This is a genomic window from Rhodococcus sp. C1, assembly GCF_020809065.1.
Taxonomy (GTDB): Bacteria; Actinomycetota; Actinomycetes; order Mycobacteriales; family Mycobacteriaceae; genus Rhodococcus_F; species Rhodococcus_F qingshengii.
Genome location: NZ_CP078080.1, coordinates 797,427 through 821,105, shown reverse-complemented (window position 1 = coordinate 821,105; position 23,679 = coordinate 797,427). Strand labels below are relative to the sequence as shown.

24 protein-coding genes are annotated in these 23,679 nt (G+C 62.2%); 13 read left to right on the top strand and 11 right to left on the bottom strand.

Annotated features, from left to right (window positions below; translation table 11 throughout):
* Positions 1-2: 2 nt before the first annotated feature.
* Genes rlmB through carD form a run of 5 tightly spaced genes read right to left on the bottom strand, consistent with a single transcriptional unit; the run spans position 3 to position 4,069 of the window.
* A complete protein-coding gene (gene rlmB / locus KTR60_RS03770) occupies positions 3-974 on the bottom strand; it encodes a 23S rRNA (guanosine(2251)-2'-O)-methyltransferase RlmB (protein ID WP_003945749.1) in 972 nt (323 codons plus the stop codon).
* Between the two features lie 2 nt (positions 975-976).
* A complete protein-coding gene (gene cysS, locus KTR60_RS03765) occupies positions 977-2,371 on the bottom strand; it encodes a cysteine--tRNA ligase (RefSeq protein ID WP_003945830.1) in 1,395 nt (464 codons plus the stop codon).
* A gap of 11 nt (positions 2,372-2,382) precedes the next feature.
* Entirely contained in the window at positions 2,383-2,859 is a 477-nt protein-coding gene (ispF, locus tag KTR60_RS03760) for a 2-C-methyl-D-erythritol 2,4-cyclodiphosphate synthase (RefSeq protein ID WP_228401866.1), read from the bottom strand.
* Complete coding sequence (gene ispD / locus KTR60_RS03755; RefSeq protein WP_039972758.1) at positions 2,860-3,558, bottom strand: 2-C-methyl-D-erythritol 4-phosphate cytidylyltransferase; 699 nt, start codon at positions 3,556-3,558, stop codon at positions 2,860-2,862. It abuts the gene before it with no gap.
* Between the two features lie 22 nt (positions 3,559-3,580).
* Complete coding sequence (gene carD, locus KTR60_RS03750) at positions 3,581-4,069, bottom strand: RNA polymerase-binding transcription factor CarD (protein WP_003945666.1); 489 nt, start codon at positions 4,067-4,069, stop codon at positions 3,581-3,583.
* 265 nt (positions 4,070-4,334) lie between these two features.
* Here carD and KTR60_RS03745 point away from each other — a divergent pair, with 265 nt between their 5' ends.
* Both KTR60_RS03745 and radA read left to right on the top strand, forming a co-directional pair.
* Positions 4,335-4,970: a copper chaperone PCu(A)C gene (locus KTR60_RS03745; protein ID WP_214924136.1), complete on the top strand. Its 636-nt coding sequence runs from the start codon at positions 4,335-4,337 to the stop codon at positions 4,968-4,970.
* Positions 4,971-5,068: 98 nt separating this feature from the next.
* Positions 5,069-6,502, top strand: coding sequence for a DNA repair protein RadA (radA, locus tag KTR60_RS03740; protein ID WP_003945739.1), 1,434 nt, complete (start codon positions 5,069-5,071; stop codon positions 6,500-6,502).
* Between the two features lie 23 nt (positions 6,503-6,525).
* Here the strand turns inward: radA and KTR60_RS03735 are convergent, their stop codons facing one another.
* Entirely contained in the window at positions 6,526-7,086 is a 561-nt protein-coding gene (locus KTR60_RS03735; protein ID WP_003945494.1) for a PaaI family thioesterase, read from the bottom strand.
* A 96-nt stretch (positions 7,087-7,182) separates the two neighbouring features.
* Between KTR60_RS03735 and disA the strand changes: the two genes are divergently transcribed.
* Complete coding sequence (gene disA, locus KTR60_RS03730) at positions 7,183-8,268, top strand: DNA integrity scanning diadenylate cyclase DisA (protein ID WP_024487741.1); 1,086 nt, start codon at positions 7,183-7,185, stop codon at positions 8,266-8,268.
* Positions 8,269-8,293: 25 nt separating this feature from the next.
* On the opposite strand, the gene KTR60_RS03725 is transcribed toward disA, so the two are convergent.
* Together KTR60_RS03725 and KTR60_RS03720 are read right to left on the bottom strand one after the other, a co-directional pair.
* Positions 8,294-9,037: a DUF4232 domain-containing protein gene (locus KTR60_RS03725; RefSeq protein ID WP_007726893.1), complete on the bottom strand. Its 744-nt coding sequence runs from the start codon at positions 9,035-9,037 to the stop codon at positions 8,294-8,296.
* 97 nt (positions 9,038-9,134) lie between these two features.
* A complete protein-coding gene (locus tag KTR60_RS03720) occupies positions 9,135-9,773 on the bottom strand; it encodes a carbonic anhydrase (protein WP_007726896.1) in 639 nt (212 codons plus the stop codon).
* 228 nt (positions 9,774-10,001) lie between these two features.
* Between KTR60_RS03720 and KTR60_RS03715 the strand changes: the two genes are divergently transcribed.
* Genes KTR60_RS03715 through KTR60_RS03670 form a run of 10 tightly spaced genes read left to right on the top strand, consistent with a single transcriptional unit; the run spans position 10,002 to position 19,483 of the window.
* On the top strand, positions 10,002-10,856 hold the full coding sequence (locus KTR60_RS03715) for an MlaE family ABC transporter permease (RefSeq protein ID WP_003945667.1): 855 nt from the start codon (positions 10,002-10,004) through the stop codon (positions 10,854-10,856).
* The gene (locus KTR60_RS03710; RefSeq protein ID WP_003945610.1) at positions 10,856-11,701 is read left to right on the top strand and encodes an MlaE family ABC transporter permease; all 846 of its coding nucleotides are present in this window, start codon (positions 10,856-10,858) and stop codon (positions 11,699-11,701) included. Before KTR60_RS03715 ends, KTR60_RS03710 begins: the two co-directional genes overlap by 1 nt.
* A complete protein-coding gene (locus KTR60_RS03705) occupies positions 11,698-12,882 on the top strand; it encodes an MCE family protein (RefSeq protein WP_081557326.1) in 1,185 nt (394 codons plus the stop codon). The genes KTR60_RS03710 and KTR60_RS03705 overlap by 4 nt, the downstream gene beginning before the upstream one ends.
* Positions 12,879-13,889, top strand: coding sequence for an MCE family protein (locus KTR60_RS03700; RefSeq protein ID WP_076948563.1), 1,011 nt, complete (start codon positions 12,879-12,881; stop codon positions 13,887-13,889). The genes KTR60_RS03705 and KTR60_RS03700 overlap by 4 nt, the downstream gene beginning before the upstream one ends.
* Positions 13,886-14,878 (top strand): MCE family protein, encoded by a 993-nt coding sequence (locus KTR60_RS03695; protein ID WP_228401865.1) that lies wholly within the window; start codon positions 13,886-13,888, stop codon positions 14,876-14,878. Before KTR60_RS03700 ends, KTR60_RS03695 begins: the two co-directional genes overlap by 4 nt.
* Complete coding sequence (locus tag KTR60_RS03690) at positions 14,875-15,954, top strand: MCE family protein (protein ID WP_192711848.1); 1,080 nt, start codon at positions 14,875-14,877, stop codon at positions 15,952-15,954. The genes KTR60_RS03695 and KTR60_RS03690 overlap by 4 nt, the downstream gene beginning before the upstream one ends.
* Positions 15,954-17,027: an MCE family protein gene (locus KTR60_RS03685; RefSeq protein ID WP_228401864.1), complete on the top strand. Its 1,074-nt coding sequence runs from the start codon at positions 15,954-15,956 to the stop codon at positions 17,025-17,027. Before KTR60_RS03690 ends, KTR60_RS03685 begins: the two co-directional genes overlap by 1 nt.
* Positions 17,024-18,262, top strand: coding sequence for an MlaD family protein (locus tag KTR60_RS03680; RefSeq protein ID WP_042923604.1), 1,239 nt, complete (start codon positions 17,024-17,026; stop codon positions 18,260-18,262). Before KTR60_RS03685 ends, KTR60_RS03680 begins: the two co-directional genes overlap by 4 nt.
* The gene (locus tag KTR60_RS03675) at positions 18,259-18,783 is read left to right on the top strand and encodes a hypothetical protein (RefSeq protein WP_042451875.1); all 525 of its coding nucleotides are present in this window, start codon (positions 18,259-18,261) and stop codon (positions 18,781-18,783) included. Before KTR60_RS03680 ends, KTR60_RS03675 begins: the two co-directional genes overlap by 4 nt.
* A 58-nt stretch (positions 18,784-18,841) precedes the next feature.
* Positions 18,842-19,483: a TetR/AcrR family transcriptional regulator gene (locus KTR60_RS03670; RefSeq protein ID WP_054826799.1), complete on the top strand. Its 642-nt coding sequence runs from the start codon at positions 18,842-18,844 to the stop codon at positions 19,481-19,483.
* Positions 19,484-19,486: 3 nt separating this feature from the next.
* Here the strand turns inward: KTR60_RS03670 and KTR60_RS03665 are convergent, their stop codons facing one another.
* The 3 genes from KTR60_RS03665 to KTR60_RS03655 all read right to left on the bottom strand — a co-directional run bounded on the left by KTR60_RS03665 (position 19,487) and on the right by KTR60_RS03655 (position 23,608).
* On the bottom strand, positions 19,487-21,025 hold the full coding sequence (locus KTR60_RS03665; protein ID WP_054826798.1) for a long-chain-fatty-acid--CoA ligase: 1,539 nt from the start codon (positions 21,023-21,025) through the stop codon (positions 19,487-19,489).
* A 91-nt stretch (positions 21,026-21,116) separates the two neighbouring features.
* Positions 21,117-21,896, bottom strand: coding sequence for an SDR family NAD(P)-dependent oxidoreductase (locus tag KTR60_RS03660; RefSeq protein ID WP_054826797.1), 780 nt, complete (start codon positions 21,894-21,896; stop codon positions 21,117-21,119).
* The gene (locus tag KTR60_RS03655) at positions 21,896-23,608 is read right to left on the bottom strand and encodes a thiamine pyrophosphate-binding protein (RefSeq protein WP_228401863.1); all 1,713 of its coding nucleotides are present in this window, start codon (positions 23,606-23,608) and stop codon (positions 21,896-21,898) included. The genes KTR60_RS03660 and KTR60_RS03655 overlap by 1 nt, the downstream gene beginning before the upstream one ends.
* Positions 23,609-23,679: the final 71 nt, after the last annotated feature.

Sequence of the window (23,679 nt, the reverse complement as noted above, 5' to 3'; positions counted from 1 at the left end):
ACTCAGCTGCTACGACGCCTGCGGGCGATGTCCGCCAGGACGACTCCGGCGGCAACCGAGGCGTTGAGCGACTCGACCGGACCGGCCATCGGAATCGACAGGATCGCGTCGCAGTTCTCGCGGACGAGGCGCGAAAGACCCTTGCCCTCGGAACCGACCACGATCACAACGGGACCGCTGCCGTCGAAATCGTCGAGAGTGGTGTCGCCCTCGGCGTCGAGACCGACGACCTGAACACCCTTCGATGCCCAGTCCTTGAGCGTGCGGGTGAGGTTGGTTGCCCGAGCAATCGGCAAACGAGCGGCAGCGCCGGCGCTGGTACGCCAAGCGACAGCACTCACGCTCGCGCTACGACGCTCCGGAATCACGACGCCGTGTCCACCGAAAGCTGCGACCGAGCGCACGACGGCACCCAGGTTGCGGGGATCGGTGATGTTGTCCAGCGCGACGAGCAGCGGCGGCTCGGCATGCTTGCGTGCCTCCGACAGAAGATCGTCCGGGTGCGCGTAGCGGTACGGCGGAACCTGCAGGGCGATGCCCTGGTGAAGACCGTTGGCGCTGAGGCGATCCAGATCGGTGCGGGGGACCTCGAGGATCGAGATGCCGGCATCCGCAGCGAGCTGAACGGATTCCTTCAGTCGATCGTCGCTCTCGGTGCCGACGGCGACCCACAGTGCAGTCGCCGGAACGCCGGCGCGTAGGCACTCGACCACCGGGTTGCGTCCGAGCACTGTCTCGGGACCGTCGAGAACCTTGCGGCCCGGACCCGGACGGCCACCGCGGCCCTGCTTCTCGTCGGCACGTGCGGCGCGCGCTGCACGCTTTGCCGCGGGATGCTTGGTGCGTGCCTCGGCGGGCGGCGTAGCGCCACGCCCTTCGAGACCGCGACGGTGCTTACCGCCGGAACCGGCAACCTGGCCCTTCTTGGTGCCGCCCTTACGGACTGCGCCGCGCCTGCTCGAGTTTCCAGCCATTGTTACTGCCCTGCCTTAAGGGACCATTCGGGTCCGTCGGGAGTATCGGTTACTTCGATACCCGCCTTGATGAGGCGATCGCGAACCTCGTCCGCCACCGCCCAGTTCTTTTCCGTACGTGCCTGCTGCCGACGATCGAGATCGGCCCGCACCAACACGTCCAAAGCTTCCATTGCCGTCTCGGTGTCGCCACCGGACTGCGTCCAATGCTCGTCGAGTGGGTCGACGCCCAGGATCGCGAGCATGGCCCGCACCTGGCCGGCAGCCACCCGAGCCGCGTCGAGATCACCGGCAGCGAGCGCGGAATTACCCTCGCTCGCCTTGCCGTGAATCTCGGCCAACGCGATCGGCACCGACAAGTCGTTGTCGAGAGCCGCCGCGAAACCTTCGGTCCACGTACCGAGTTCGACGCCGCCCGCACGCTTGTGTGTGCGCAGGACGAACGACTCGAGCCCCTGGTAGGACTTCGCACTTTCGTCCAACGCCTCGTCCGAGTACTCGAGATTGGAACGGTAGTGCGCACTACCGAGGTAGTACCGAAGTTCTTGCGGACGAACCTTCTTGAGCACGTTCGGCACCGAGAGAACGTTGCCCAACGACTTGGACATCTTCTCGCCACTCATCGTGACCCAGCCGTTGTGCAACCAGTACTGAGCGAAATCGTCGCCGGCGCACTTGGCCTGCGCAATTTCGTTCTCGTGGTGCGGAAAGACGAGATCGCGTCCACCACAATGGATGTCGAATGCCGCCCCGAGATAGAACTCCGCCATGGCCGAGCACTCGAGGTGCCAGCCCGGACGGCCGGGTCCCCACGGTGTCGGCCACGAGGGCTCACCGGGCTTGACGGCCTTCCAGAGGGTGAAGTCGCGAGGATCGCGCTTGCCCTCGGCCGCACTCTCGCCCTGATGAACGTCGTCGAGTTTGTGGCCGGACAGTGCGCCGTACTCGGGGTAGCTCTGCACGTCGAAGTAGACGTCGCCGCCCGCCGCGTACGCGTGGCCGTTCTCGATCAGGCGTTCCATCATCTCGACCATCTGCGTCACGTGACCGGTGGCCCGCGGCTCGATGGACGGCGGCAGCACACCCAGTTGGTCGTAGGCCCACGTGAACGACCGCTCGAACGTCGCCGCCCACTCCCACCAAGGTCGACCGGCGCCGGCGGCCTTGTTGAGAATCTTGTCGTCGATGTCCGTCACGTTGCGCACGAAGGCAACGTCGTTGCCGTGCGCCAACAGCCAGCGTCGCAGCACGTCGAAAGCGACGCCGCTACGAACGTGTCCGATGTGAGGATCGCCCTGAACTGTCGCCCCACACAGGTACACCGATGCATGTCCGGGGGCCAACGGAACAAAATCCCGAAGGGCCCGCGTACCGGTGTCGTATAGGCGCAGGGTCACGACCAGCGATCTTACCTGTCGTGTTCGGTTGTCATGACCAACGCGGTGGCCATGGCGGCGATCCCCTCGCCGCGACCGGTCAAGCCGAGGCCGTCCGTGGTGGTCGCGGACACCGAAACAGGCGCGCCGAGAATGTCCGAGAGCACCTTCTGTGCCTCGTCGCGACGTGGCCCGATCTTCGGACGGTTGCCGATGACCTGCACCGCGGCGTTGCCGACGGCGAACTGGTTCTCTTCGAGCAGTCGGCGAACCTCGGCAAGCATTCGAGCGCCGCTCACGCCGTCCCATTCGCGCCTGCCGGTGCCGAAAACCGAACCGAGGTCACCGAGGCCCGCCGCAGAGAGCAACGCGTCACACAGCGCGTGGACGGCGACATCGCCGTCCGAATGGCCCGAGCACCCGTCTGCTTCCTCGAACAGCAACCCGGCCATCCAGCAAGGACGACCGACCTCGATGGGATGAACATCCGTGCCGAGACCGACGCGCATCTAATTTCCGTCCTGTGAATCCGCACTCAACGCTGTCTCCGAGCTCAGGAGCGCCCGTGCAAGGACCAGGTCGAGCGGAGTGGTGATCTTGAAGGCGAGAGCGTCGCCGGGAATCGTCTGCACCGAAACACCGAGACGCTCGACCAGAGCGGCGTCGTCGGTCGCGGCGACGTCACCGGCGTCGTACGCACTGCGCAGGACGTCGGTGGAGAATCCTTGGGGAGTTTGAACCGCACGCAACTCCGAACGCAGAGGCGTACCGGTGACTGCGCCGAGTACGTCCACCGACTTGATCGTGTCGGTAACCGGAAGTACCGGGATGACAGCGGAGCTGCCGGCTCGGAGAGTTCCGACGACGCGCGCGATCAACGCCGGCGGTGTCAATGCCCGTGCGGCATCGTGCACGAGTACAAAATCTGCGTCGCCGGCAGCGCTGAGGCCGGCTCGAACCGAATCGGTTCTTTCGGCACCACCGCCGACGACGTCGACGTCCGCTGCACGACCGAGGTCGGCTACGACGGATTCGACCAGTTCAGGCGGCACAATGACAACAACGCGGTCGATCGCTCCGGATTTCCGGAGTCCATCGACCGCGCGTGCAAGCATGGTGCACCCACCGAGTTCGACAAATGCCTTGGGCAATTTCTCGCCCAATCGCACTCCCCGACCTGCGGCAGGTACCAGGGCTACTACTGCCACTGTCAGCTTTGTTGTGTTGCAGTCAGGACGCGGCCGCGAGGACCTCGTCGAGAATGGTCTCTGCCTTCTCGGTGTCAGTGCCCTCGGCGAGCGCGAGCTCTCCGACGAGAATCTGACGAGCCTTGGCGAGCATGCGCTTCTCACCAGCGGAAAGTCCGCGGTCCTGCTCACGACGCCACAGGTCACGAACAACTTCTGCAACCTTGTTCACGTCACCTGAGGCAAGCTTCTCGAGATTTGCCTTGTATCGACGAGACCAGTTGGTGGGCTCTTCGGTGTGCGGTGCTCGCAGAACCTGGAAAACCTTGTCGAGGCCTTCTTGGCCGACCACGTCACGAACTCCGACGTACTCTGCGTTGTCTGCAGGAACCCGTACTGTGAGATCGCCTTGAGCGACCTTCAGAACCAGGTACTCCTTCTGCTCACCCTTGATGGTGCGGGTTTCGATAGCTTCGATCAGCGCCGCACCGTGATGGGGGTATACGACGGTGTCTCCGACCTTGAAAATCATGTGTCCCGTGCCCCTTTCGATTCCACTAGTTTAACACGTGAAAGAACCAACCACTCATCAACTGTGCAGGTCAGGGGCATCCTTGCTCGAGCGTAGGGGTTGACAGGGCTTGTTGTACGTGCATTCAACTGGTCTGGAGCACCCCTGCGTAACGGACTGAAAGCCCACGCAGACAACCGTTGTGGCGACCCGACGGCCAGCCCGCGGGACCTTATCTACTACTCTGCCTAGTGGAGTGCGAACCTGACGCCGTGGAGGACAAATCGTGACTGCTATCCGTAAGCCGACTCGTCGAGTCGCTACCGCCATTGCACTGGCTGCAGGCGCAGCCATCGCGCTGTCCGCTTGCGGTTCCGGACAGGTGAGCCAGACCGCCGTCCAGCAGGCCGCCGTGAACGGCAACAGCGCCAACCTCGGTGAGATCGCACTGCGCAACGTGCACATCGCTTACCCCTCGTCCGAGGAGTACAGCATCGAGCCGGGCGGCAACGCCGTGCTCGCGTTCACCGTCGTGAACGACAGCGCCGAGACCACGGACAAGCTCGTCAGCATCACCACCGATTACGCAGCACGCGTCATCGCAGGTGAAGAGGTAGGTGGCTTGACGATCAAGCCGCAGACGTCGCTGCAGGCCGGTCAGTTGCCCGCAGGCGAAGGCGCCGCGACCGAGGCCGAGACCCAGATCAAGAACAACGAAGAGAACGACGACGCACCCGCTGCGCTCTCTCTCGTCGTTCTGCAGGACATCAAGGCAGGCGTTCGCCCCGGCTTGACCGTCCCGATCACCTTCAAGTTCGAGAAGGCCGGATCGGTCACCGTCGACGTACCTGTCGACGCAGGCCCGCAGCTCGAGCGCAACGAGTCGGACAAGTCGCCCGACGTTGCAGAAGCTGGGCACTGAGCCTCGAATTATCAAGGCGCACAATGCGCCTCGCAGAACAACTTCAAAATCACACTAGAGGCGGGGTCCATGTCGGACCCCGCCTCTAGTCTGTCCCGGTGGCCAAAGTGAAATCGAACTACCGCTGCTCCGAATGCCAGTCGGTAGTGCCCAAGTGGGTCGGTAGATGTCCGGACTGCGATTCGTGGGGCTCGATGACCGAGGTCGCCGTAGTGGCACCCGTCGCCAGTCGCGCCGGCGCCTCACTCGCCAAAGCAGGATCAAGCGCCGTGCTGCCTACGACGCCGGCCACGCCGCTGACACAGATCGACAGCACCTCGACGCAGGCCAAACCCACGGGGATCGGTGAGTTGGACCGCGTCCTCGGCGGTGGCGTCGTACCGGGTTCGGTGGTGCTGCTCGCGGGCGAGCCCGGCGTCGGAAAATCGACGCTACTTCTCGAGGTCGTCTACCGCTGGGCGATGCGCAGCGCGGATGATCGAGCGTTGTACGTCACGGGCGAGGAGTCCGCCGGTCAGGTTCGACTTCGGGCAGATCGCACCAACTCTGTCCACGAACGGATGTATCTGGCGGCCGAATCCGATCTCGCGACCATCCTCGGCCACATCGAGCAGGTCAAACCGACACTGGTCATCGTCGACTCGGTGCAGACCATGCTTGCTGCCGACGTCGACGGGGTCGTCGGCGGCGTGACTCAGGTCAAGGCCGTCACCAGCGCCCTGACCTCCCTGGCCAAGGCCAGTGGAATCCCGGTGCTTCTGATCGGCCACGTCACCAAGGACGGCGCCGTCGCCGGTCCGCGCTCGCTCGAGCATCTCGTGGACGTGGTTCTGCACTTCGAAGGTGACAAGCACTCCACCCTGCGCATGGTCCGCGGCGTGAAGAACAGATTCGGTGCGGCCGACGAGGTCGGATGCTTCGAGCTGAGCGAGCAGGGCATCAACGAGATCAGCGATCCGTCCGGCCTGTTCCTGCATCACCGTGAAGAAGCTGTGGAAGGCACTGCCGTCACCGTGATGATGGACGGTAAGCGACCTCTACTCGGTGAAGTTCAGGCGCTCGTCGCCGCCACGCCGCTACCGACACCTCGCCGAGCCGTCAGCGGGCTCGACACCGCCCGTGTGGCCATGGTTCTGGCCGTGTTGGAGCGCCGCGTCGGAGTGTCGATCTCGAAGGCCGACGTCTACGCCGCGACCGTCGGCGGTATGCGGATGACCGAGCCGGGTGCCGATCTGGCTCTCGCCATTGCGGTCGCTTCCGCCGTGAAAGCCAAACCCGTCCCCAAGGGGCTCGTCATCCTCGGCGAGGTCGGACTCGCCGGGGAGGTTCGACGGGTTGCCGGGGTGAACCGACGGCTGATCGAAGCTGCCCGACTGGGATTCACCAGCGCCATCGTGCCGGTCGATTCCGGCCCGAACATTCCCGGCATGCGCGTCAACGAAGTAGCGAATCTGGCCGAGGCACTGGCCTACGCCGGATTGATGGGCGGCAAACAAGCCCCGTCTCGCCCCAAGCTCACGCCGGTGAAGTGATCGTCCCTCGGCCGACTACCTCGTCAGACCGACGAGGTGCCGAACGGGGACGTCGGTTCGCCGTCCACGAACTCCTTCGTCTTGGCGAAGTGTTCCGAGGTGATGGTCAGGAACAGTCCGCGGGAGGTTCCCACCACCGTGTCCGGATCCGCTGTCGGACCTTCGACGATCACCGCTTCTGCACTGGTGTAGACCTTGCGGCGTACAACGCCGTCGATGCGAGCCCGGAATTCGAGCACCGATCCCAACGGGATCGGCCGGGCGAAGTCGATCTCGAGGTGCCCGGTCACCACCGGCGAGCCGAGAGCCATACATGCCATACCTTGAGCCTCGTCGAATGCCGTCGACAGAATGCCGCCGTGAATGACACCTGGACCGCCCTGATACTTCTTGGCGACCTCCAGACGACCGGTCACTTCCAGTCCGTTACCAGCCCTGAAACTCATCGCCATTCCCGCAGGCTGGTCGTCGCCGCAGCCGAAGCATTTCGACCAGTGCTGAGGCAGCTTCTCGCCGGCGGCCGGAAAGAATTCGACCGGCTCCGGGACAGTCAGGTCATCAGGCAGGGTCCAGGTACTACTCATGGATAGGTAATCTAAACGGGGATCCGTCCGGCGCAGGCATCGGACCCGACCGAAGTGACATCGACCTCAGCAGGGAGTTTCTCAATGATCAGTGCGATGGCGGACACACAGTCGTCGTCGGCATTGCGAGAGACCATCGCCAGGTTGGCGCCGGGTACCGCTTTGCGAGACGGGCTCGAACGAATTCTGCGCGGCCGTACCGGCGCGCTGATCGTCCTCGGATACGACGAGGAAATGGAAGCGCTGTGTGACGGCGGATTCAACCTCGACGTGGAGTTCGCACCGACCCGATTGCGCGAGCTGTCGAAGATGGACGGCGCGGTTGTCCTCTCGACGGACGGCACACGCATCGTGCGTGCCAACGTCCAGCTGGTTCCCGATCACAAGATTCCCACCGTCGAATCCGGCACGAGGCACCGCGCTGCCGAGCGCACGGCAATTCAGACCGGCTATCCCGTGGTCTCGGTCAGTCAGTCGATGTCGATCGTCAGTGTGTACGTCGGCGGCATCCGGCACGTCATCGACGGCTCGGCCACCATACTTTCGCGCGCCAACCAGGCCGTCGCGACGCTCGAACGATACAAAGCGCGACTCGACGAAGTGACACGGCAACTGTCGGTGGTCGAGATCGAGGATTTCGTGACTCTGCGCGACGCGTTGACCGTCGTACAGCGCCTCGAAATGGTTCGCCGCGTGTCGATCGAAATCGAACAGGATGTCCTCGAACTCGGCACCGACGGTCGCCAGTTGGCACTGCAGCTCGAAGAACTGGTCGGCGACAACGACATTGCACGTCAACTCATCGTTCGGGACTATCTTGCCGGTCCCGAACCCATCGGCACCGCGGCGATGGACAACGTCCTCGTCGCACTCGATCGCGTCACCGACGCCGATCTACTCGATCTCACGACTCTTGCGCGTGTTCTCGGTTATCCGGGCACGATCGAAGCCCTCGACACTCCGATGACTCCTCGCGGATATCGCGTGCTGATGCGTGTACCTCGATTGCAGTTCCATCAGATCCACCGGCTGGTCGGATCCTTCGGCACTCTCCAGTCGCTGCTGGCCGCTACGGCTGCTGATCTGCAGTCGGTCGAGGGCATCGGCGGGCTGTGGGCGCGTCACATCCGTGAGGGACTTTCCCGGCTCGCGGAAACGTCGATCACCGGATCCTTCAACTAGCGGGCCTGTTCGGGCTTGCCCGCGCTCATGCGATGTTGAACGGCTCCGGGGAGCTTCGCAGTGCACCGAGCTGCCCGACAACCGTGTAAGCGCCTGCGCCCACCGGATTGCGCTCGGGGTTCTGCGCGGTCGCGCACTCGGGGGTCGACGTCGTGGCCGACCAGGCGACCTTGAACGCAGCTTGCTCGCCGGGCGCGAGATTGCGTACGTCGGCTGCGGGCTGTGGGTAGCAGTCGACGTTGGACCACAACCGGGTCTTGCCGTCGATGCTGTAGACGAGCACCTGCTGAAGGCCGCCCGCCAGATCTCGATCACAGGGTGCCGAACCGATGTTGGTGATGACGATCGTGAACGACGGCTCTTCGCCGGGAGCGAAGGTCGCCTTGTCTGCGGTGGCCTTGACTGCCAGCGACGAGTCGGCGCACTGACCGGCCGGGACCGGAGCCCCGGTGGTCGACGAAGAGGAAGAAGACGAAGACGATCCCGAAGCCTGCGTGCCCGAGCCACCTGATCCACCGGCAGCGCCGCCACCCGAGCCACCGCCACCGTCCGGCGCGTTGGAGCCGGAAGGGTTGGGGGTGAAGGAGACGTCCGTCGTCAGCGAGGAACTCGCAGCGGCCGAATCGGCCTCCGGGGTATCACTTCCACCGCCGAAGAGGGCGGACGCCGCCCAGATGATCAACGCCAGTGCAATGACGGCGGCACCAATGGCCAGCGCCCGGCGACGCCAGTAGATCTCGGGGGGCAGTGGTCCATTAGGTTCCAACACGGACTCAACGGTAGTTGGCGCAGGGTCCACTAACCGTCAGCTGAGGCGGCGTGTCGGTACCCATTGTCTGCTGCCAGGTACCACTGCCCCGGAAGATCTAACCCTCGACGGTCTCGACGCTCTCGCCGATGTCGCCGACCGCGCCCTGAACTCGCATGTGACCGTCGGACAATGTGTACGTGACGCCGACGATCGCGCACGCACCCTTGTCCACCTTGTCGGCGATGATCCGGGACCTCTGCATGATCAGCGAGCCGGTCTCCACGACGTGACGGCCTTCGAGTTCGTCCACGGTGGACAAGCCCTCGTTGCGGCCCATCAGGATGGACGGAGCAACACGCTCGACCACACTGCGGATGAATCCGTCGGGAACTGCGCCCTTGTCCAGGGCGTCGAGCGTTGCCTTCACGGCACCGCAACCGTCGTGCCCGAGGACGACGATGAGCGGCACGTTGAGCACGTGAACCGCGTACTCGATGGAACCGAGCACCGAATCGTCGAGCACGTGACCTGCAGTGCGCACGACGAACATGTCGCCGAGACCCTGGTCGAAGATGATCTCGGCGGCTACGCGCGAATCACCGCAACCGAACAGCACCGCTGTGGGGTGCTGCCCATCGACGAGTTTCGCGCGGTCCGCGATTCCCTGGCTGGGGTGAATGGACGCGTCGTTGACAAATCGCTCGTTGCCTTCGCGAAGGGACTTCCAAGCGGAAATGGGGCTTGATCGTGGCATTCACTCATTGTGCACCCGCCGCATTTCGGGCTCTCGCCGGGAAGGTTGCGTGGACGCAAACGAAAGTTCCGCGTCGACATTCGCGCCCGGTGATGAAGTGGCCGAAATGGAACTTACTTCAGAGTCAGTTTCCTGATACCGTCTCCGAACGTGACCTGGAGCACTTCAAGCTCCCGAGTGTGATCGAAGAAACCCGACCAGAACGATTCGGCCGGAGAGGGGGATGGCGTGAGCACCGAAGCTACGACGACCGGGAATGGAACAACCGGGGAAACAACTGCTGTCTCCCCCGCCAAGACGAACATGTTCTCGAACCTGCTCTCCGAGATCGGACTGCTCTTCACCTTCACCGTTCGCGTGTGCGTTGCGGCGTTCACATCTCTTCGACACAAGCGCCTCGCCTGGCGTGAGGCGCTCGACCAGATGTGGTTTCTCGCCCACGTCACCTCGGTCGCGTCCGCTCTGGTGATGATTCCCCTCGGTGTCGGGGTAGCACTGCAGATCGGTGCGCTCGCAGATCAAATCGGCGCGGGTGCGTACAGCGGTGCCGTCGTCGCGTTCCTCATCATCGGACAGGCCGGCCCCCTGGTGTGCGCCCTGATCATCGCCGGTGTCGGCGGTTCCGCAATCTGCGCAGATTTGGGAGCGCGAACGATACGCGAGGAAATCGATGCACTCGAAGTGCTCGGTCTACCCGTGCTCGAACGCCTGGTCGTACCCCGGATGATCGCCATTGCCGTCGTCTGCCTCCTACTGAACTCGATAGTTCTCGTAATCGGTTTGGGCGCAAGCCTCTTCGTTCACGTCCTGATACTCGACGGCAACGCACAGAGTTTCCTGCGCAATCTCGTTCAATTCAGTCAACCCAGCGACTTCGTCGTCTCCGGCATCAAAGCCGTTGCCTTTGCTCTCATCTCGGGAATCGTGGCCTGCTACAAGGGCCTGACCGTCAAGCGCGGAGCTCAAGGCGTCGGCGACGCAGTCAACGAGACCGTCGTGCTCTCGTTTGTCCTCGTGTTTGTCGCCAACCTCGCAATTACTCAGTTCTACCCACTGTTCGTCTCGGTGAAAGGTGCCTATTGATGCACCTGCCCATCGCAATTCGTGCCAAGCGGGTCAGTTCGCGGACCGTCGACGGCCTGAGTCGACTCGGCGATCAGTTCACGTTCCACGCGCGCGTCATCACCTCGATTCCCGCAACCCTCAAGCGCTATTGGCGTGAAGTCGCCCGTCTCGTCGCCCAGGTGGCATTCGGTTCGGGCACCCTGCTCGCCGGAGGCGGCAGCGTCGTCGTGATCTTCGCGATCTCGTTCTTCGCCGGTTCCCAGATCGGACTCGAGGGCTACCGCGGACTCAACCTCGTCGGCCTCGCACCGCTGTCCGGCGTGATGTCCGCCATCGCGAATACTCGCGAGGTGGCACCACTCGTTGCCGCAATCACCCTGGCAGCCAAGGTCGGAACCGGATTCACCGCGCAGCTCGGAGCGATGCGGATCTCCGAGGAAATCGACGCGCTCGAAGTCATGGCGATTCCCTCGCTGCGGTACCTGGTCACCACCCGAATGATCGCGGCGCTCATCGCGGTGGTCCCGCTGTACCTGGTCGGCCTGTTTGCTTCGTACATGGCAACGGCGCTTGCGGTGATCCGGGTCAAAGGCCAGTCGGAGGGAACGTACGGCTACTACTTCAGTCTTTTCCTCTCTCCCAACGACATCTGGTTGTCCTTGATAAAAGTCATGGTGTTCGCGGTCGTCGTGACCCTCGTGCACTGCTACTACGGTTACACCGCGACGGGTGGACCCGAAGGCGTCGGACGAGCCGCCGGACGAGCGTTGCGCACCAGCATCGTCTTCCTTGCATTCACCGACGTCGCGATGACCATTGCGCTGTGGGGACTCAAACCTCACGTACCCGGGCTGACCGGATGATCGTCACGAATTCCAGCCGAATCACCCTGGCACTGCGGGGTTTACTCGCCGTGGTCATCCTGATCCTCGCCTACGTCTTCTTGTTCAGCAGAGGTACGGACTCCACCGGTTCCACACCGCAGGTCAGTGCTGTCGTCCCCGCCAGTGCCGGTGCGCTGCGAGTCGGATCCTCGGTACAGTACCGCGGCGTCGTCGTCGGCGCTGTGGCCGAGATCGAGCCGGGCACCACCGCTTCGACTGTCTCACTCGCGATCGACGAGGGAGCGTTCGAGGACATACCGTCGACAAGTCAGGTGCGACTGATGCCCCGCAACATCTTCGGTGACTTCTTCGTAGACTTGATTCAACCTGACGGACTCTCGCGTGGTCCTGCTCTCGTGCCGGGTACCGAATTGGTATCCGATCAGTCCGAAGTCGCGGTCCAGCTCTACCAATCGATCTCACGGATCTACTCGCTCGTTTCTTCCCTCGACCCCGCCGACATCAACGTCGCACTCACGGCAGTCTCGGACGCGTTGAGCGGCAAGGGAAACCAGATCGGCGAATCGCTCGATTCAGTCCACCAAGCGTTGGTCGGTGCGCAGCCCGTCATCGACGGACTCGGTGACGACCTCGACGACATAGCCACCCTCGCCGACAGTCTCTCGACGAGTGCGCCGGACATGCTCGCCGCATTCGAGAACTCCATCACCACATCCAAGACCGTCGTCGAGAAATCCGACGGGTTGGCGGGGCTTCTGCGTGCCGGCACCAGCACGGGAGCTGCTGCCACGAGTCTGATCGGTGACAATCGCGACCGCATGATCACCTTGGTCGACGACGCCGATTCCCTGACCGGCGCAATCACTTCGCGGCCGGACCACATCACCACCTTCTACAACGGCCTGCGCAATCTCACGATCAAGCTCCCGCCCGCGTTGGCGCATGGTCCGTGGCTCAGCACCGATCTACGGCTGTCCGTCACAGATCTGTATCCGTACGGAAAGACCGACTGCCCACAGTACGACGGAACCCGCGGACCCAACTGTCCTGCCGCCGCGACCGCGTTCGGCGGAACCGTCGGCCCGGTCGGCAGCCCTGCCGAACAGTCCCTGATCTCGGCTCTCACCCAGGGCGGTACAGCTTTGGACACTCTCGTGGCGGGGCCGGTATTTCGCGGCACGACGGTGATGGGCGGATGAGCGTGAAGAAATCTCTGATCAGGTTCGGACTGTTTGCTGCACTGTCGATTCTCGCCACCGTGGTTGTGGTGAGCACTCTGATCAACCCAGTCTCCGGGTCGAGTTCGCAGTACCGGGCCGTCTTCGTCAATGCCTCCGGCCTGGTCACCGGCAGCGATGTTCAGATCGCCGGGGTGCGAGTAGGGCGCGTCGACAGCGTCGAGTTGGTGAACAACCAAGCCGTCGTCGGCTTCGAACTCGAATCTGCACAACGTATTCCGTCCGACGGTCGCGCTGTGGTGAGGTACGCAGACCTGTTGGGAGCGCGAACAATTTCGATCGAACCCGGACAGGCCGAACGCGCAACAGGCAACTACCTCTCCCCCGGGGCCACAATTCCCGTGGAACAGACTCAGCCGGCGATCGACCTCACCGACATCCTCGGCGGATTCCGTCCCCTGTTCGACGCACTTGACCCCGCAGAAGTCAACGAGCTTGCCGCACAGGTCGTCCAGGTATTCCAAGGACAAGGTTCCACCATCGAAAGCCTGCTGGAGCGCACTGTTGCCGTCACCGAGAACTTGACGTCCCGGGACGCGATCTTGGACCAACTACTGAACAACCTCGACCGGGTCCTTACCGTGACCACGACGAATCGACCCAACTTCGTCGAGATGATCAACACGCTCGACGCACTGGTCGGCGGTTTGGCACAGGACCGCCAACAGATCTCGGCCGCAGTGGATTCCGCAGGCGCCCTGACTTCTTCACTTCAGGACTTGGTGACGGGCGTGGAACCGGACTTGGCTGGCGCGCTGACTTCGATCGATCAGTCGGCTCGCGTCGTCGTCGACAATCGTGAGTCGCTGGCGACCGGTATCACCGCTTTCGATCAACTGTTCACCCAGTTGGGGATCGCGATGAGCTACGGAAGCTGGGCGAACATCTACATCTGCAACTTCCGGCTCAGCGCGCTGGACCAATCGGTGACCCTCGGCGGCCCCGAGCGTTCGGCGGTGTGCCGATGAACTGGCTCACCGTCAAGAACCCGGTCCGCAACGGAATCATCTGCATCCTCGTCGGAGTCGGTGTGGTTCTGGCCGCACTCGTTGTCCCTCAACTGATCTTGAAGGTCAAGACCAACGAGTACCACGCCGTCTTTACCAACGCCACCGGGTTGACGCAGGACGATCCGGTCAACGTCGCGGGAGTCCCGAGCGGGGTGGTCACCTCGTTGGCGGTCAGCGGCAACTCGGTTGAAGTCACCTTCCGACTCGACGACGGCGTCACTCTCGGCGAAGACTCCCGTGCGGACATCAAGATCTCGACTCTGCTCGGCCGACGCTCGCTCGACGTCACTCCGAACGGATCGCGCTCGTTACCCGCAGGTTCGACCATCCCCATCGAGAACACGAGCGTTCCCTTCACTCTCGACGATCTCGGTCGAGGAGCACAATCCACGTCGGAAAACCTTGATCTGCAACAACTGCGAAATATGCTGACCGTGGTGTCCGACAACTCACCGGACGATCCCGAACTCATTCGCCGCTCACTCGAGGGAATCGACGCACTCTCCGGAGTAGTCAACGACAACGACGTTGCGCTCCGTTCCCTTCTCACCGGAGCGCAGCAGACGACCGCAACACTGATCGAGCAGAAGGACACTCTGGAAACCCTTCTGGGGAATGCGGATCTGGTGATGTCCACGATCGCCGACCGGCGAGATGTGCTGAATGCGCTTGTACAAGACCTGAATCAGTTGAGCACCACACTTGCCCGGTTCCTGGGCGACAACCAGGCTTTGATCGACTCGGTCATGGGAGACATCCACGTGGTGACGGGAGTTCTGTCCGAGAACGAACAATCACTGACCACACTGCTCGACAACTTCGCCCCCAGCGTCCGCTACGTCACCAACGCAACCGGTAACGGCAACTGGCTCGACCTCAACTCACCCTCCACCCTCATCCCGGACAACTGGTTGTGCGTCGTCGGGCTCGTTCAGGGGTGTCGATGACCACGACCGTCAAGAAACTCGCCGTGCTGGCAGCGATTGTGATCTGCGCGATCGGTGCCGTCCTGTTCGTCACGCGTGACGAACACAGACTCACTCTCACCGCCGAATTCACCTCGACCGACGCTATCTTCACCGGGAACACAGTGACGATTCTGGGAGTTCCCAGCGGGAGGGTCGAGAGCGTCACGCCGGAAGGGTCCCGGGTACGAGTGGCGCTGAGCCTGCCATCCGGAACACGTATACCCGCCGACGCGCAGGCCTGGGTCCTGTCTCCCACGGTCATCAGTGACCGCACGATCGAACTCGGCCCCGGCTACGAGGACGGTGAGTTCCTCATCGACGGCGCGGTGATCCCTCTCGAACGCACTCACTCCCCTCTGACGTGGGACCAACTCACCGCATCGGTGAACGAATTGACGGTGGCGCTCGGCCCTGGCGCCGACGGCGGCGGGATCGGTGACCTCATCGGAGAAGGCGCCCACGCGTTGGACGGCAACGGGCAAGCATTCAACGATGCCGTTCGGTCCATCTCACAGGCCAGTTCGGTACTGGCGGGTGCAAGTCCCGACATCTCCGAACTGGTGAAGAACCTGAACACCCTCGTGCAGTTGATCGCGGACAACCAGACCAAGGTCGACTCCCTGTCGAACTCGGTGACAGTCACCGCCCGCACGTTCAGCGCCCAGCGAGAAGACATCAGCGGGGCGCTCGATTCCCTGACCACGTTGCTCGGACAGGTCTCAGCGCTACTCGCCGAACACGGCGAGGCGGTCACCGCCGATCTGGGTACGCTCGCACAGTTGGCCGGTGCAGTCGCGACCAAACAGGATCAACTGCGCGAGATCATCGAAACGGCACCAACGGGATTCGAGAACGTCGCCAACCTCGTCACCGAAGAAGGCCGAGCCAGAGCACGATTGAACGTCGCCACCGATCTCTCACAGTTCGACACGACGAGAGAACTGTGCGAGGAGATGCCGATACCGCTGTGCACAGGGCCGGGAATCGTCAATCCCATCGAATTTCCTTCGGCAGGCAGCTCCGACCTGGCACGCATCCTCGGTGGGGGTAACTGATGGCGTCGAACAAGTCCGTGGTGAGCGTTGTCGTGGCACTTGTCATCGCCGCGCCATTGACCGGCTGCAGTCTCAACTTCCAGCACCTCCCCCTCGGACGCGGTCTGCCAGGAGAGTCGTACCCGCTGAACATGGAATTCGTCGACGCGTCGTTACTTCCCGTCGGCGGCGAGGTGCGGATCGGCCAGGCAGTGGTCGGCAGAGTCACGTCGATGAGCGCGCAAACCTTTGCAGCCGTGGTACATACCGAAATCGCGTCGGACATCGAACTACCTGTCGGCACCCGCGCTCGGATCGAACTGTCGACCCCGATCGGCGATGCGTTCGTCAACCTCGAAGTTCCGGTCGATCCAGCGGGCCCCATTCTCGAACCAGGTTCCACCATCGAGCGATCGGAGACCGTGCGCGGACCCGATGTCGCACAACTGCTCGGCGCCGTCGGAACCCTGTTGAACGGCAGTGGGTTGGCGCAGGTCAAGAACATCGTCAGTGAGGCTGATCAGATTCTCGACGGCAGGGAGGAGACGATCCGCGATCTGCTTGCACGCCTTGACACTTTTCTCGGAACACTTGACGACCGAAAGGAATCGATCAATTCGGCACTGGATTCACTGAACCGGCTCAGCGCTCTGATCGGAGACGAGAGCGCCACCATCGACGAAGGCTTGCGCACACTCACACCCGCATTGGGCGTGATCGCCGACCAACGACAACCGCTCCTCGATCTACTCGACGAAACCGATCGGCTCAGTACCGCAACCAATTCCGTACTCGACCAGTCGGCCGACCAGATTTCCGAGATCACCGGACGACTGTCACCCATCCTCGACCAGTTCTCGGCAATGGGGCCGACACTGGGTGAGACGATGGCCAACCTGGACAACGCAAGAGTGCTCCTCAAGCGTGCCAGCCCAGGCGATTACGTGAACATCGACCTCGACGTCGATGTCGAGGGCACCGTGACCGGAGTGCTCAACGAGATAATCCCGGGCGCCGCACCGCCACTGCCACCTCTGCCCGCCTCCGATCGGGAACTGCCGATCACGACACCCCTGCAAGGAGGAACGCGATGAAGAACCGAACCGTCTATTTCGAGATCGCCGCCTTTCTCCTCATCGCGGTGGTCAGCACGACGTACGTACTCCGGCAAGTCGGTGCCGGAGATCCGTTCACCGGAACCTTCTCGGTCATCGTCGAATTGGAGAACGCGGCCGGAATCGCTCCCGGTTCGGAAGTGGCCTATCGCGGAGTCACCGTCGGCGACGTCGAGTCGGTGGAGGTGGACTCTGCCCAGGACCTCGTCGTGATGACGTTGAGCATCGCCGCCGACAAACAGATCCCCAACGATTCGCATGTGGCCATCAGCCAGGACACCGCCGTTCCGGTATTGAAAGTTCAGTTGTCCTCGCAGACCGACGGCGGCCCGTATCTGGTTGAAGGTTCCGTTGTTCCGACTGAGCGCACTTCGATCCCGGTCGCGTTGGGAACCGTGATTGCGAATTTCAACGCTGCTGCCGACACCGTCGATCCGGCAGACCTGCGAACCCTCTCGCACGAACTCGGCGAGGGATTGAACGGATTGGGTCCGGATCTGCAGGCGCTCGTCGACAACTTCGACGTGCTCGCGCGCACTGTCCAATCCGATCAACCGCGTGTCAACACACTCGTCGAGAACTCGCGCTCACTGTTCACTGCGAACGAGGAAAATGTTGACGCTCTTCCCGAAGTTGCACTCACACTTCGCCAATTGACAGATCAGGTACGAAACTCCGATCCGCAACTGCGCACACTCCTCGATCGAAGCCCGAGTGTTCTCGACAATCAGATACTGCCTCTCATCGAACAGAGTCGTGAGCCGTTCAGTCTGCTGTTGGCCAATTCTCTCGTCTCCACTCAGATCGTCACTGCACGGATGCCCGCCGTCGATGCCTTGTTGGTGGTGGTGCCCAAAGGATTCGAGAAGTTCGGAAGTATCGTCAAAGACGGACGGGCACAGCTTGATCTGATCACAGCACTCGGACCGGTCTGTATCTACGACACGCCCCGGCGATCGGTACAGGACACCTCACCGACCACGCTCGACAAGAACCAACACTGCGCGGACCAGTCGGGCCGGATCCAGAATCGCGGATCGCAGAACGTCCCCACCGGAACTGGAACGATCGACGGGGTTGCTGAATACGATCCTGCCCTCGGAACGGTCGCAGCCGGTGACGGAACGTCGATTCGTCTGGGCCTCAACGGTGGTCAGAACACCGTTCTCGGTGACAACTCGTTTGCCGCACTACTAGTACAAGGAACGCAATGACCGAGACAACCGAACCCCAGACGCCCACAATCGTCGACAAGCCCAAGCGGCTTCGCAAGCAGACCGTAGCGATCGTTGCCGGCGCCCTGGTCGTGGTCGCGGCGCTCGGATGGGGCGCATTCGCGACCTGGCAGAAATCGGTCGACGAAAACGCGCGTATCAGCGCCCTGGACAGCGGACGGCAATTCGCCACTGATCTTGCGACGTACAACTTCCAGAACCTCGATCAGAATCTCTCCGTGGTCCGTGACAATTCTGTCGGCGAATTCGCCGGTCAGTACGCCCAGGTGGCAGCCAACTTGCAGAACATGATCGTGCAGTATCAGGCGACCTCGTCCGCTCAGATCATTTCAGCCGGGTTGGCGAGCAGTGATCGCGACAACGCCGAGGTGCTCGTGTTCCTCGATCAGACGATCACGAACACCAACTCCCCCGATCCGAGAATCGACCGCAACCGGATGCAACTTTCGCTGGTCCGCGAGGACGGCGAGTGGAAACTGAGCAACGTGCAGTTGTTGTGACTTCGTCGCGGCGTAGTATCTCCCCGAGCATTATCGAGCGATAGCTAGGGGACCACGTATGGCCACGAAAGATTCGGCGAAGGACGCCACAGCCAGTTGGCGACGGATCGAGCCGCTCGAGCTGACTCCTATCCTGGAAGCCGCCCTCGAAGGATTCTACGACAACGGGTTCCACGGTACTTCGATACGCGAGATCGCACGCCGCGTCGGCGTGACGATCCCCGCCCTCTACTACCACCACCAGAGCAAAGAAGGGATCCTCCTTGCTCTGCTGGAGATTTCGACCAGTGACGTCCTCGCTCGTGCCCACAGCGCGTACGCCGACGGCGGAGACGACCCTCGACAACAGCTCACCAACGTCGTCGAAGCGATCGTGCTTCGTATGACGACCCGCTCTCGGTTGGCAGCCCTCGAGGGGGAAGTGCGCTACCTCAGCCCCGAACACCGACAGCGATATCGTGTCGTACGCAAGGGCGTCGAAGAATTGGTGCTCGGCATAGTCACCGAGGGTTCGGAACGAGGTCTCTTCTCAGTAGCAGACGTGCCCGAGACCACCCGCGCACTTCTCGCGATGTGCCAGTCGATTCCGCGCTGGTATCACGCCAAGGGAGAACTCACCCCGGAAGAGGTAGCTCAGAAGTACGCCGTCATCGCACTGAATACGGTTGGATGCAAGCCCGGCCGCAAGCGTGCACGTTGATTCTCATACTGTCGAATATCGCGCCCGAAGTTCGCGCTTGAGGATCTTGCCCGTAGCACCCAACGGAAGTTCCGTGACTATCTCGATGGACTTGGGGCACTTGTAGCCGGCAAGTCGGCTTCGAACGAAACCTGAAATCGAGTCGGTATCGAGTTGATGCCCTGCAGCAGCAACTACGACGGCTTTGACCGCCTCGCCCCACAGTGGATCCTCCACTCCAATGACGGCAACTTGGGATACTCCCGGATAGTCGGCGATGACCGATTCGACTTCGATGGGATAGACGTTCTCTCCACCCGTGATGATCATGTCCTTCATCCGATCGGTGATGTAGACGTAGCCCTCGCTGTCGACCCGTCCCACGTCGCCGGTATGGAACCACCCGTCGGTATCTATCGCAGCGGCAGTCTCTTCCGGCCGTCGGTAGTAACCTTCGGTCGTTTGCGGAGACCTGACATAGATCTCGCCGGCCTCGCCGACCGCAACTTCCTCGCCTTCCGGTGACATCACCTTCAAGTCCACCCAGGGGTAGGGTTTTCCGACCGAGCGCAGCAGTCCGACCTTCTCGCCGTCCACCGCATGGTCACAAGAATCGAGTTGTGTTACTGCTCCATGCGTTTCGGTCAGCCCGTAGACCTGGAACAGGGGCTTGCGGAACGTCTCGAGAGCTCGCTTCAAGACCCATGGTGTGATCGGCGAGGAACCGTAAGCGATGGATCGGAGAGTTGCGAAATTGCGCTCTCGCGCGCCTGGTACGTCGACCAGCATCCCGATGACGGAAGGCACGAGAAAGGTATTGGTGATACTCATCCCTTCCAGTACTTCCAACAGACCGGCAGGTGTGAATTCTGGGAGAACGACGTTATGGGCGCCATTCGCAAGTCCCACGAGCGCCCAACCCAATCCACCGATGTGGAACAGGGGCATCGCACACAAGCTGACCGAGGATTCGTCGAATCCCCATGGCCCGCCGGTTCGCGTGCATGCCTCCAGGTTCCTGTTGGATGTGAGAACACCTTTGGGTTTTGCCGTCGTTCCGGATGTATACAGTTGCAGTACAACGTCGTCCAGGCTTCCGCGCCATCCCGGATCGACCGAACTTGCGCCTGCCGATCGCGCTTCGTAGTCGAACTCCTCGGAACCGTCGATCTTCACGACACGCAGCTTCGCCCCTTCCGATGCCTGCACCGCCGAGACCACACCCTCGAATTCACTGTGGAAGAACAACACACGAGCGTCCGCGTCGGCGAGCACCTCGGCAACCTCGGCGCCGGACAACCTCCAATTGATCGGGATTGCCACTGCCCCGATCTTCGCTGCCGCAAGTACGATCTCGACGACTTGAGTCGAGCCTCTGTCCACCACAGCCACCCTGGTTCCAGATCTACAACCCAGGTCGAGAAGAACGTTGGCCAGCCGACTGGTGCGGAGGTCGAGCTCGGCAAACGTCATCGACCCGTCTCGACCTGTCAACGCGAGGGCGTCTGGTCGTGCAGCAGCGTGGCGTCGAGACTCATCGGCAAGGCGATATTGCGAGCACATCGTGAAAAGCCCTTTCTGGATTGGACGTAACTTCCGGCCCGGGCGCGTGGACGACACCGGGCGCTATCAGAACCGACGAACTCTCGACGAGCTATTGCATCGCCTCGATGTGTTTCATCACGTCCGGGTACCGACGTAAGTGGGCACCCCCGTTGACATCGAGAACCTCGCCCGTGATCCACGAAGAAGCATCGGAAGCGAGGAAGAACACCGCTTCGGCAACGTCGCGTGGCAACCCATTACGTCCGAGCGGAGTGTTCTCGGTGAAGTCCGCCTGAATAGCCGGCACACCGGTGAGACCCTCGACAAGTGGCGTTTCGACAAGACCTGGCGAAACCGCGTTGACGCGTATCCCCCGGTCTCCGAGTTCGAGTGCCGCAACCTCGGTGAGCATGGCGAGGCCAGCTTTGGCGGAGCAGTATCCTGCAAAACCTGCAGCCGCCTGCCGTGCGTTCAATGAGGTGATCGAGACGATCGATCCACCGGCAGTCATGGCACGCGCCGCGTGCTTGATCACGAAGAAACCTCCGGTGAGACAGATGTCAACGGTGCGCCGCCAAGTCTGCGCCTCCAAATCCGTTATGTAGCCCGGCAGATTCACCCCGGCACAATTGACCGCGATATCCAACCGACCATGCTGCGCCTCGGCCCCCTCGAATATCCCCTTGACCGATTCTTCGTCGACGACGTCGACCCGGACTGCTTCAGCTCGCCCACCGAGTTCTACGGCGCGTTTCCGCCCGCCTTCGATGTCGATGTCGCCTATCACGACGCTCACGCCTTCGGCAGCCAGCAATTGCGCTGTTGCCCAACCGATACCGGATGCTCCGCCGATCACGACGGCTACTGCACCTTCCATTCGCCCCGGCATCAGCGAGGAATGTTCTCGTAGTACGGGACAACGATTTCGTCCGTACTCGTGACGTCACCGAGCATCATCGTCGTGATGGGGTGGACTACGTGCGGGTCCACCTCGACGTTGATACATGCGGGAACCCCCGCGTCGAACGCGCGTTTCATAGCGTCGGCGATGGAGGCGACATCCTTAACACGCTCTCCGTATCCACCGAAGGCCTCGGCAACCTTCTCGTATGCGCTGTCTGCGAGTTCGGATACGACAATTCCTTCGTCCCCGTACACCGCTTCCTGGCCGTGGATCGACATCCCCCACACTGCATTGTTGAATATCACTGTCACAACAGGTATTCCATGACGGGCCATTGTGTCGAATTCCTGGATGTGGAATCCTGCCGCGCCGTCACCGGTAATGAGCACAACGGGTGATTCCGGTCGTGCCCGATGTGCGCCGATTGCGAAACCGGGCCCCACACCCAGGCATCCGAGGTAGCCGAGCCTCAAGACACCACCAACCTCTTCGGTGGTAGTGAAGAACTCGCCCCACGACGGCGCCTCGGCACCGTCCATCACGAAAGTAGTACCGGGCGGGCAGGCTTCGACGATCGCGCGCGCTGCAAAGTACGGATGCGCCTTACCGCTTTCCGTCGCTTCGTCCTCGAAACCATGCCGGTGCGCATGTTTCGCACTGGTGGCGGCATCGACCCAGGCACTCCAATCGGGCCATTGACGTTGATCAGCAGCAGTTTTCAAAGCGATGAGCGCTTCTCGACAGTCGGCAAGTATCGGAACGTCCACGTCCTGCATACGCCCGATTTCGGACGCGTCGACGTCGATCTGGACCAACCGCGCACCGGGGAACAAGCTGGTGCGTCCGCCGGTGAACATCCCGGCTCGGGCACCGACAACGAATACCACGTCGGGGGTCGGATACCCAAGGGCAGGCAACGAGCCGATCGCCAACAGTCCGCCGCCGGCCAGTCGATGGCTTGCGGGTACCGCTCCATCGGACTTCCCGGGGTAGAACACCGGCACGTCCACCGTTTCCGCGAACGCCACCAGCGCCGCGCTCGCATGGGAGAAAGTGACGCCACCTCCGATCACAATGGCGGGGTTCGTCGCTTCACCGAGCAGATCGAGAGCGACCTCGACCGCTGCAGCAGTCGGACCCGACCTCGCACTCACGGTGTAGTTCACCGGAAATCTCACGGTGTCTTCGTCGGCTTCACCGAACATCACGTCGATCGGCACTTCGAGCAGCACCGGCCCCGGAATTCCGGTCGTCGCCTTACGAATTGCCAGAGCAACTATCTCGGGGACGCGTGCCGGATCGGTGATGCGGTATGCCCACTTGGTCACCGGAACAGCTGCGGCAATCTGATCGAAACCACCCTGAAGCGGATTCGTCTCGGTCTCACGCATCGGCGGAGCACCGACGACGAAGATAGTCGGCGTGCGATCGAGGAGTGCATTGGTCAGCGCGGTGTAGACATTCGTGAAGCCCGGGCCGGAGGTGACTACACAAACGCCGTAATTGCCCGTCACTCGCGCGTACGCATCCGCAGCGTGTCCCGCAGTGGCTTCGTGTCGGGTGTCGGTGAGCCGGATGCCGTGACGTCGACAGGCTACGAGGAAAGCATCCAAGTGCCCTCCGTGCAGGGTGAAGACCTCGGTTGTGCCCGCTTCAGCTAGTGCTCTGGCAAGTAATTCGCCACCGTTGACAATCATGTATTTCCTTCCGGAGTTTGCCGCTTGATTAACGATCGCTAAGTCATTCCACTGTATCGTGGGTCACAGTG

Excerpts from the sequence above, each read along its gene's own strand:
- ispF (WP_228401866.1), bottom strand. The coding sequence starts at position 2,859 with ATGCGCGTCGGTCTCGGCACGGATGTTCATCCCATCGAGGTCGGTCGT.
- KTR60_RS03700 (WP_076948563.1), top strand. The coding sequence starts at position 12,879 with ATGAGCGTGAAGAAATCTCTGATCAGGTTCGGACTGTTTGCTGCACTG.
- KTR60_RS03690 (WP_192711848.1), top strand. The coding sequence starts at position 14,875 with ATGACCACGACCGTCAAGAAACTCGCCGTGCTGGCAGCGATTGTGATC.
- KTR60_RS03685 (WP_228401864.1), top strand. The coding sequence starts at position 15,954 with ATGGCGTCGAACAAGTCCGTGGTGAGCGTTGTCGTGGCACTTGTCATC.
- KTR60_RS03655 (WP_228401863.1), bottom strand. The coding sequence starts at position 23,608 with ATGATTGTCAACGGTGGCGAATTACTTGCCAGAGCACTAGCTGAAGCG.
- KTR60_RS03710 (WP_003945610.1), top strand. The coding sequence starts at position 10,856 with ATGCACCTGCCCATCGCAATTCGTGCCAAGCGGGTCAGTTCGCGGACC.
- carD (WP_003945666.1), bottom strand. The coding sequence starts at position 4,069 with ATGATTTTCAAGGTCGGAGACACCGTCGTATACCCCCATCACGGTGCG.
- KTR60_RS03680 (WP_042923604.1), top strand. The coding sequence starts at position 17,024 with ATGAAGAACCGAACCGTCTATTTCGAGATCGCCGCCTTTCTCCTCATC.
- disA (WP_024487741.1), top strand. The coding sequence starts at position 7,183 with ATGGCGGACACACAGTCGTCGTCGGCATTGCGAGAGACCATCGCCAGG.
- KTR60_RS03665 (WP_054826798.1), bottom strand. The coding sequence starts at position 21,025 with ATGTGCTCGCAATATCGCCTTGCCGATGAGTCTCGACGCCACGCTGCT.
- KTR60_RS03720 (WP_007726896.1), bottom strand. The coding sequence starts at position 9,773 with ATGCCACGATCAAGCCCCATTTCCGCTTGGAAGTCCCTTCGCGAAGGC.
- KTR60_RS03670 (WP_054826799.1), top strand. The coding sequence starts at position 18,842 with ATGGCCACGAAAGATTCGGCGAAGGACGCCACAGCCAGTTGGCGACGG.
- KTR60_RS03660 (WP_054826797.1), bottom strand. The coding sequence starts at position 21,896 with ATGCCGGGGCGAATGGAAGGTGCAGTAGCCGTCGTGATCGGCGGAGCA.
- KTR60_RS03675 (WP_042451875.1), top strand. The coding sequence starts at position 18,259 with ATGACCGAGACAACCGAACCCCAGACGCCCACAATCGTCGACAAGCCC.
- rlmB (WP_003945749.1), bottom strand. The coding sequence starts at position 974 with ATGGCTGGAAACTCGAGCAGGCGCGGCGCAGTCCGTAAGGGCGGCACC.
- KTR60_RS03695 (WP_228401865.1), top strand. The coding sequence starts at position 13,886 with ATGAACTGGCTCACCGTCAAGAACCCGGTCCGCAACGGAATCATCTGC.
- KTR60_RS03705 (WP_081557326.1), top strand. The coding sequence starts at position 11,698 with ATGATCGTCACGAATTCCAGCCGAATCACCCTGGCACTGCGGGGTTTA.
- KTR60_RS03735 (WP_003945494.1), bottom strand. The coding sequence starts at position 7,086 with ATGAGTAGTACCTGGACCCTGCCTGATGACCTGACTGTCCCGGAGCCG.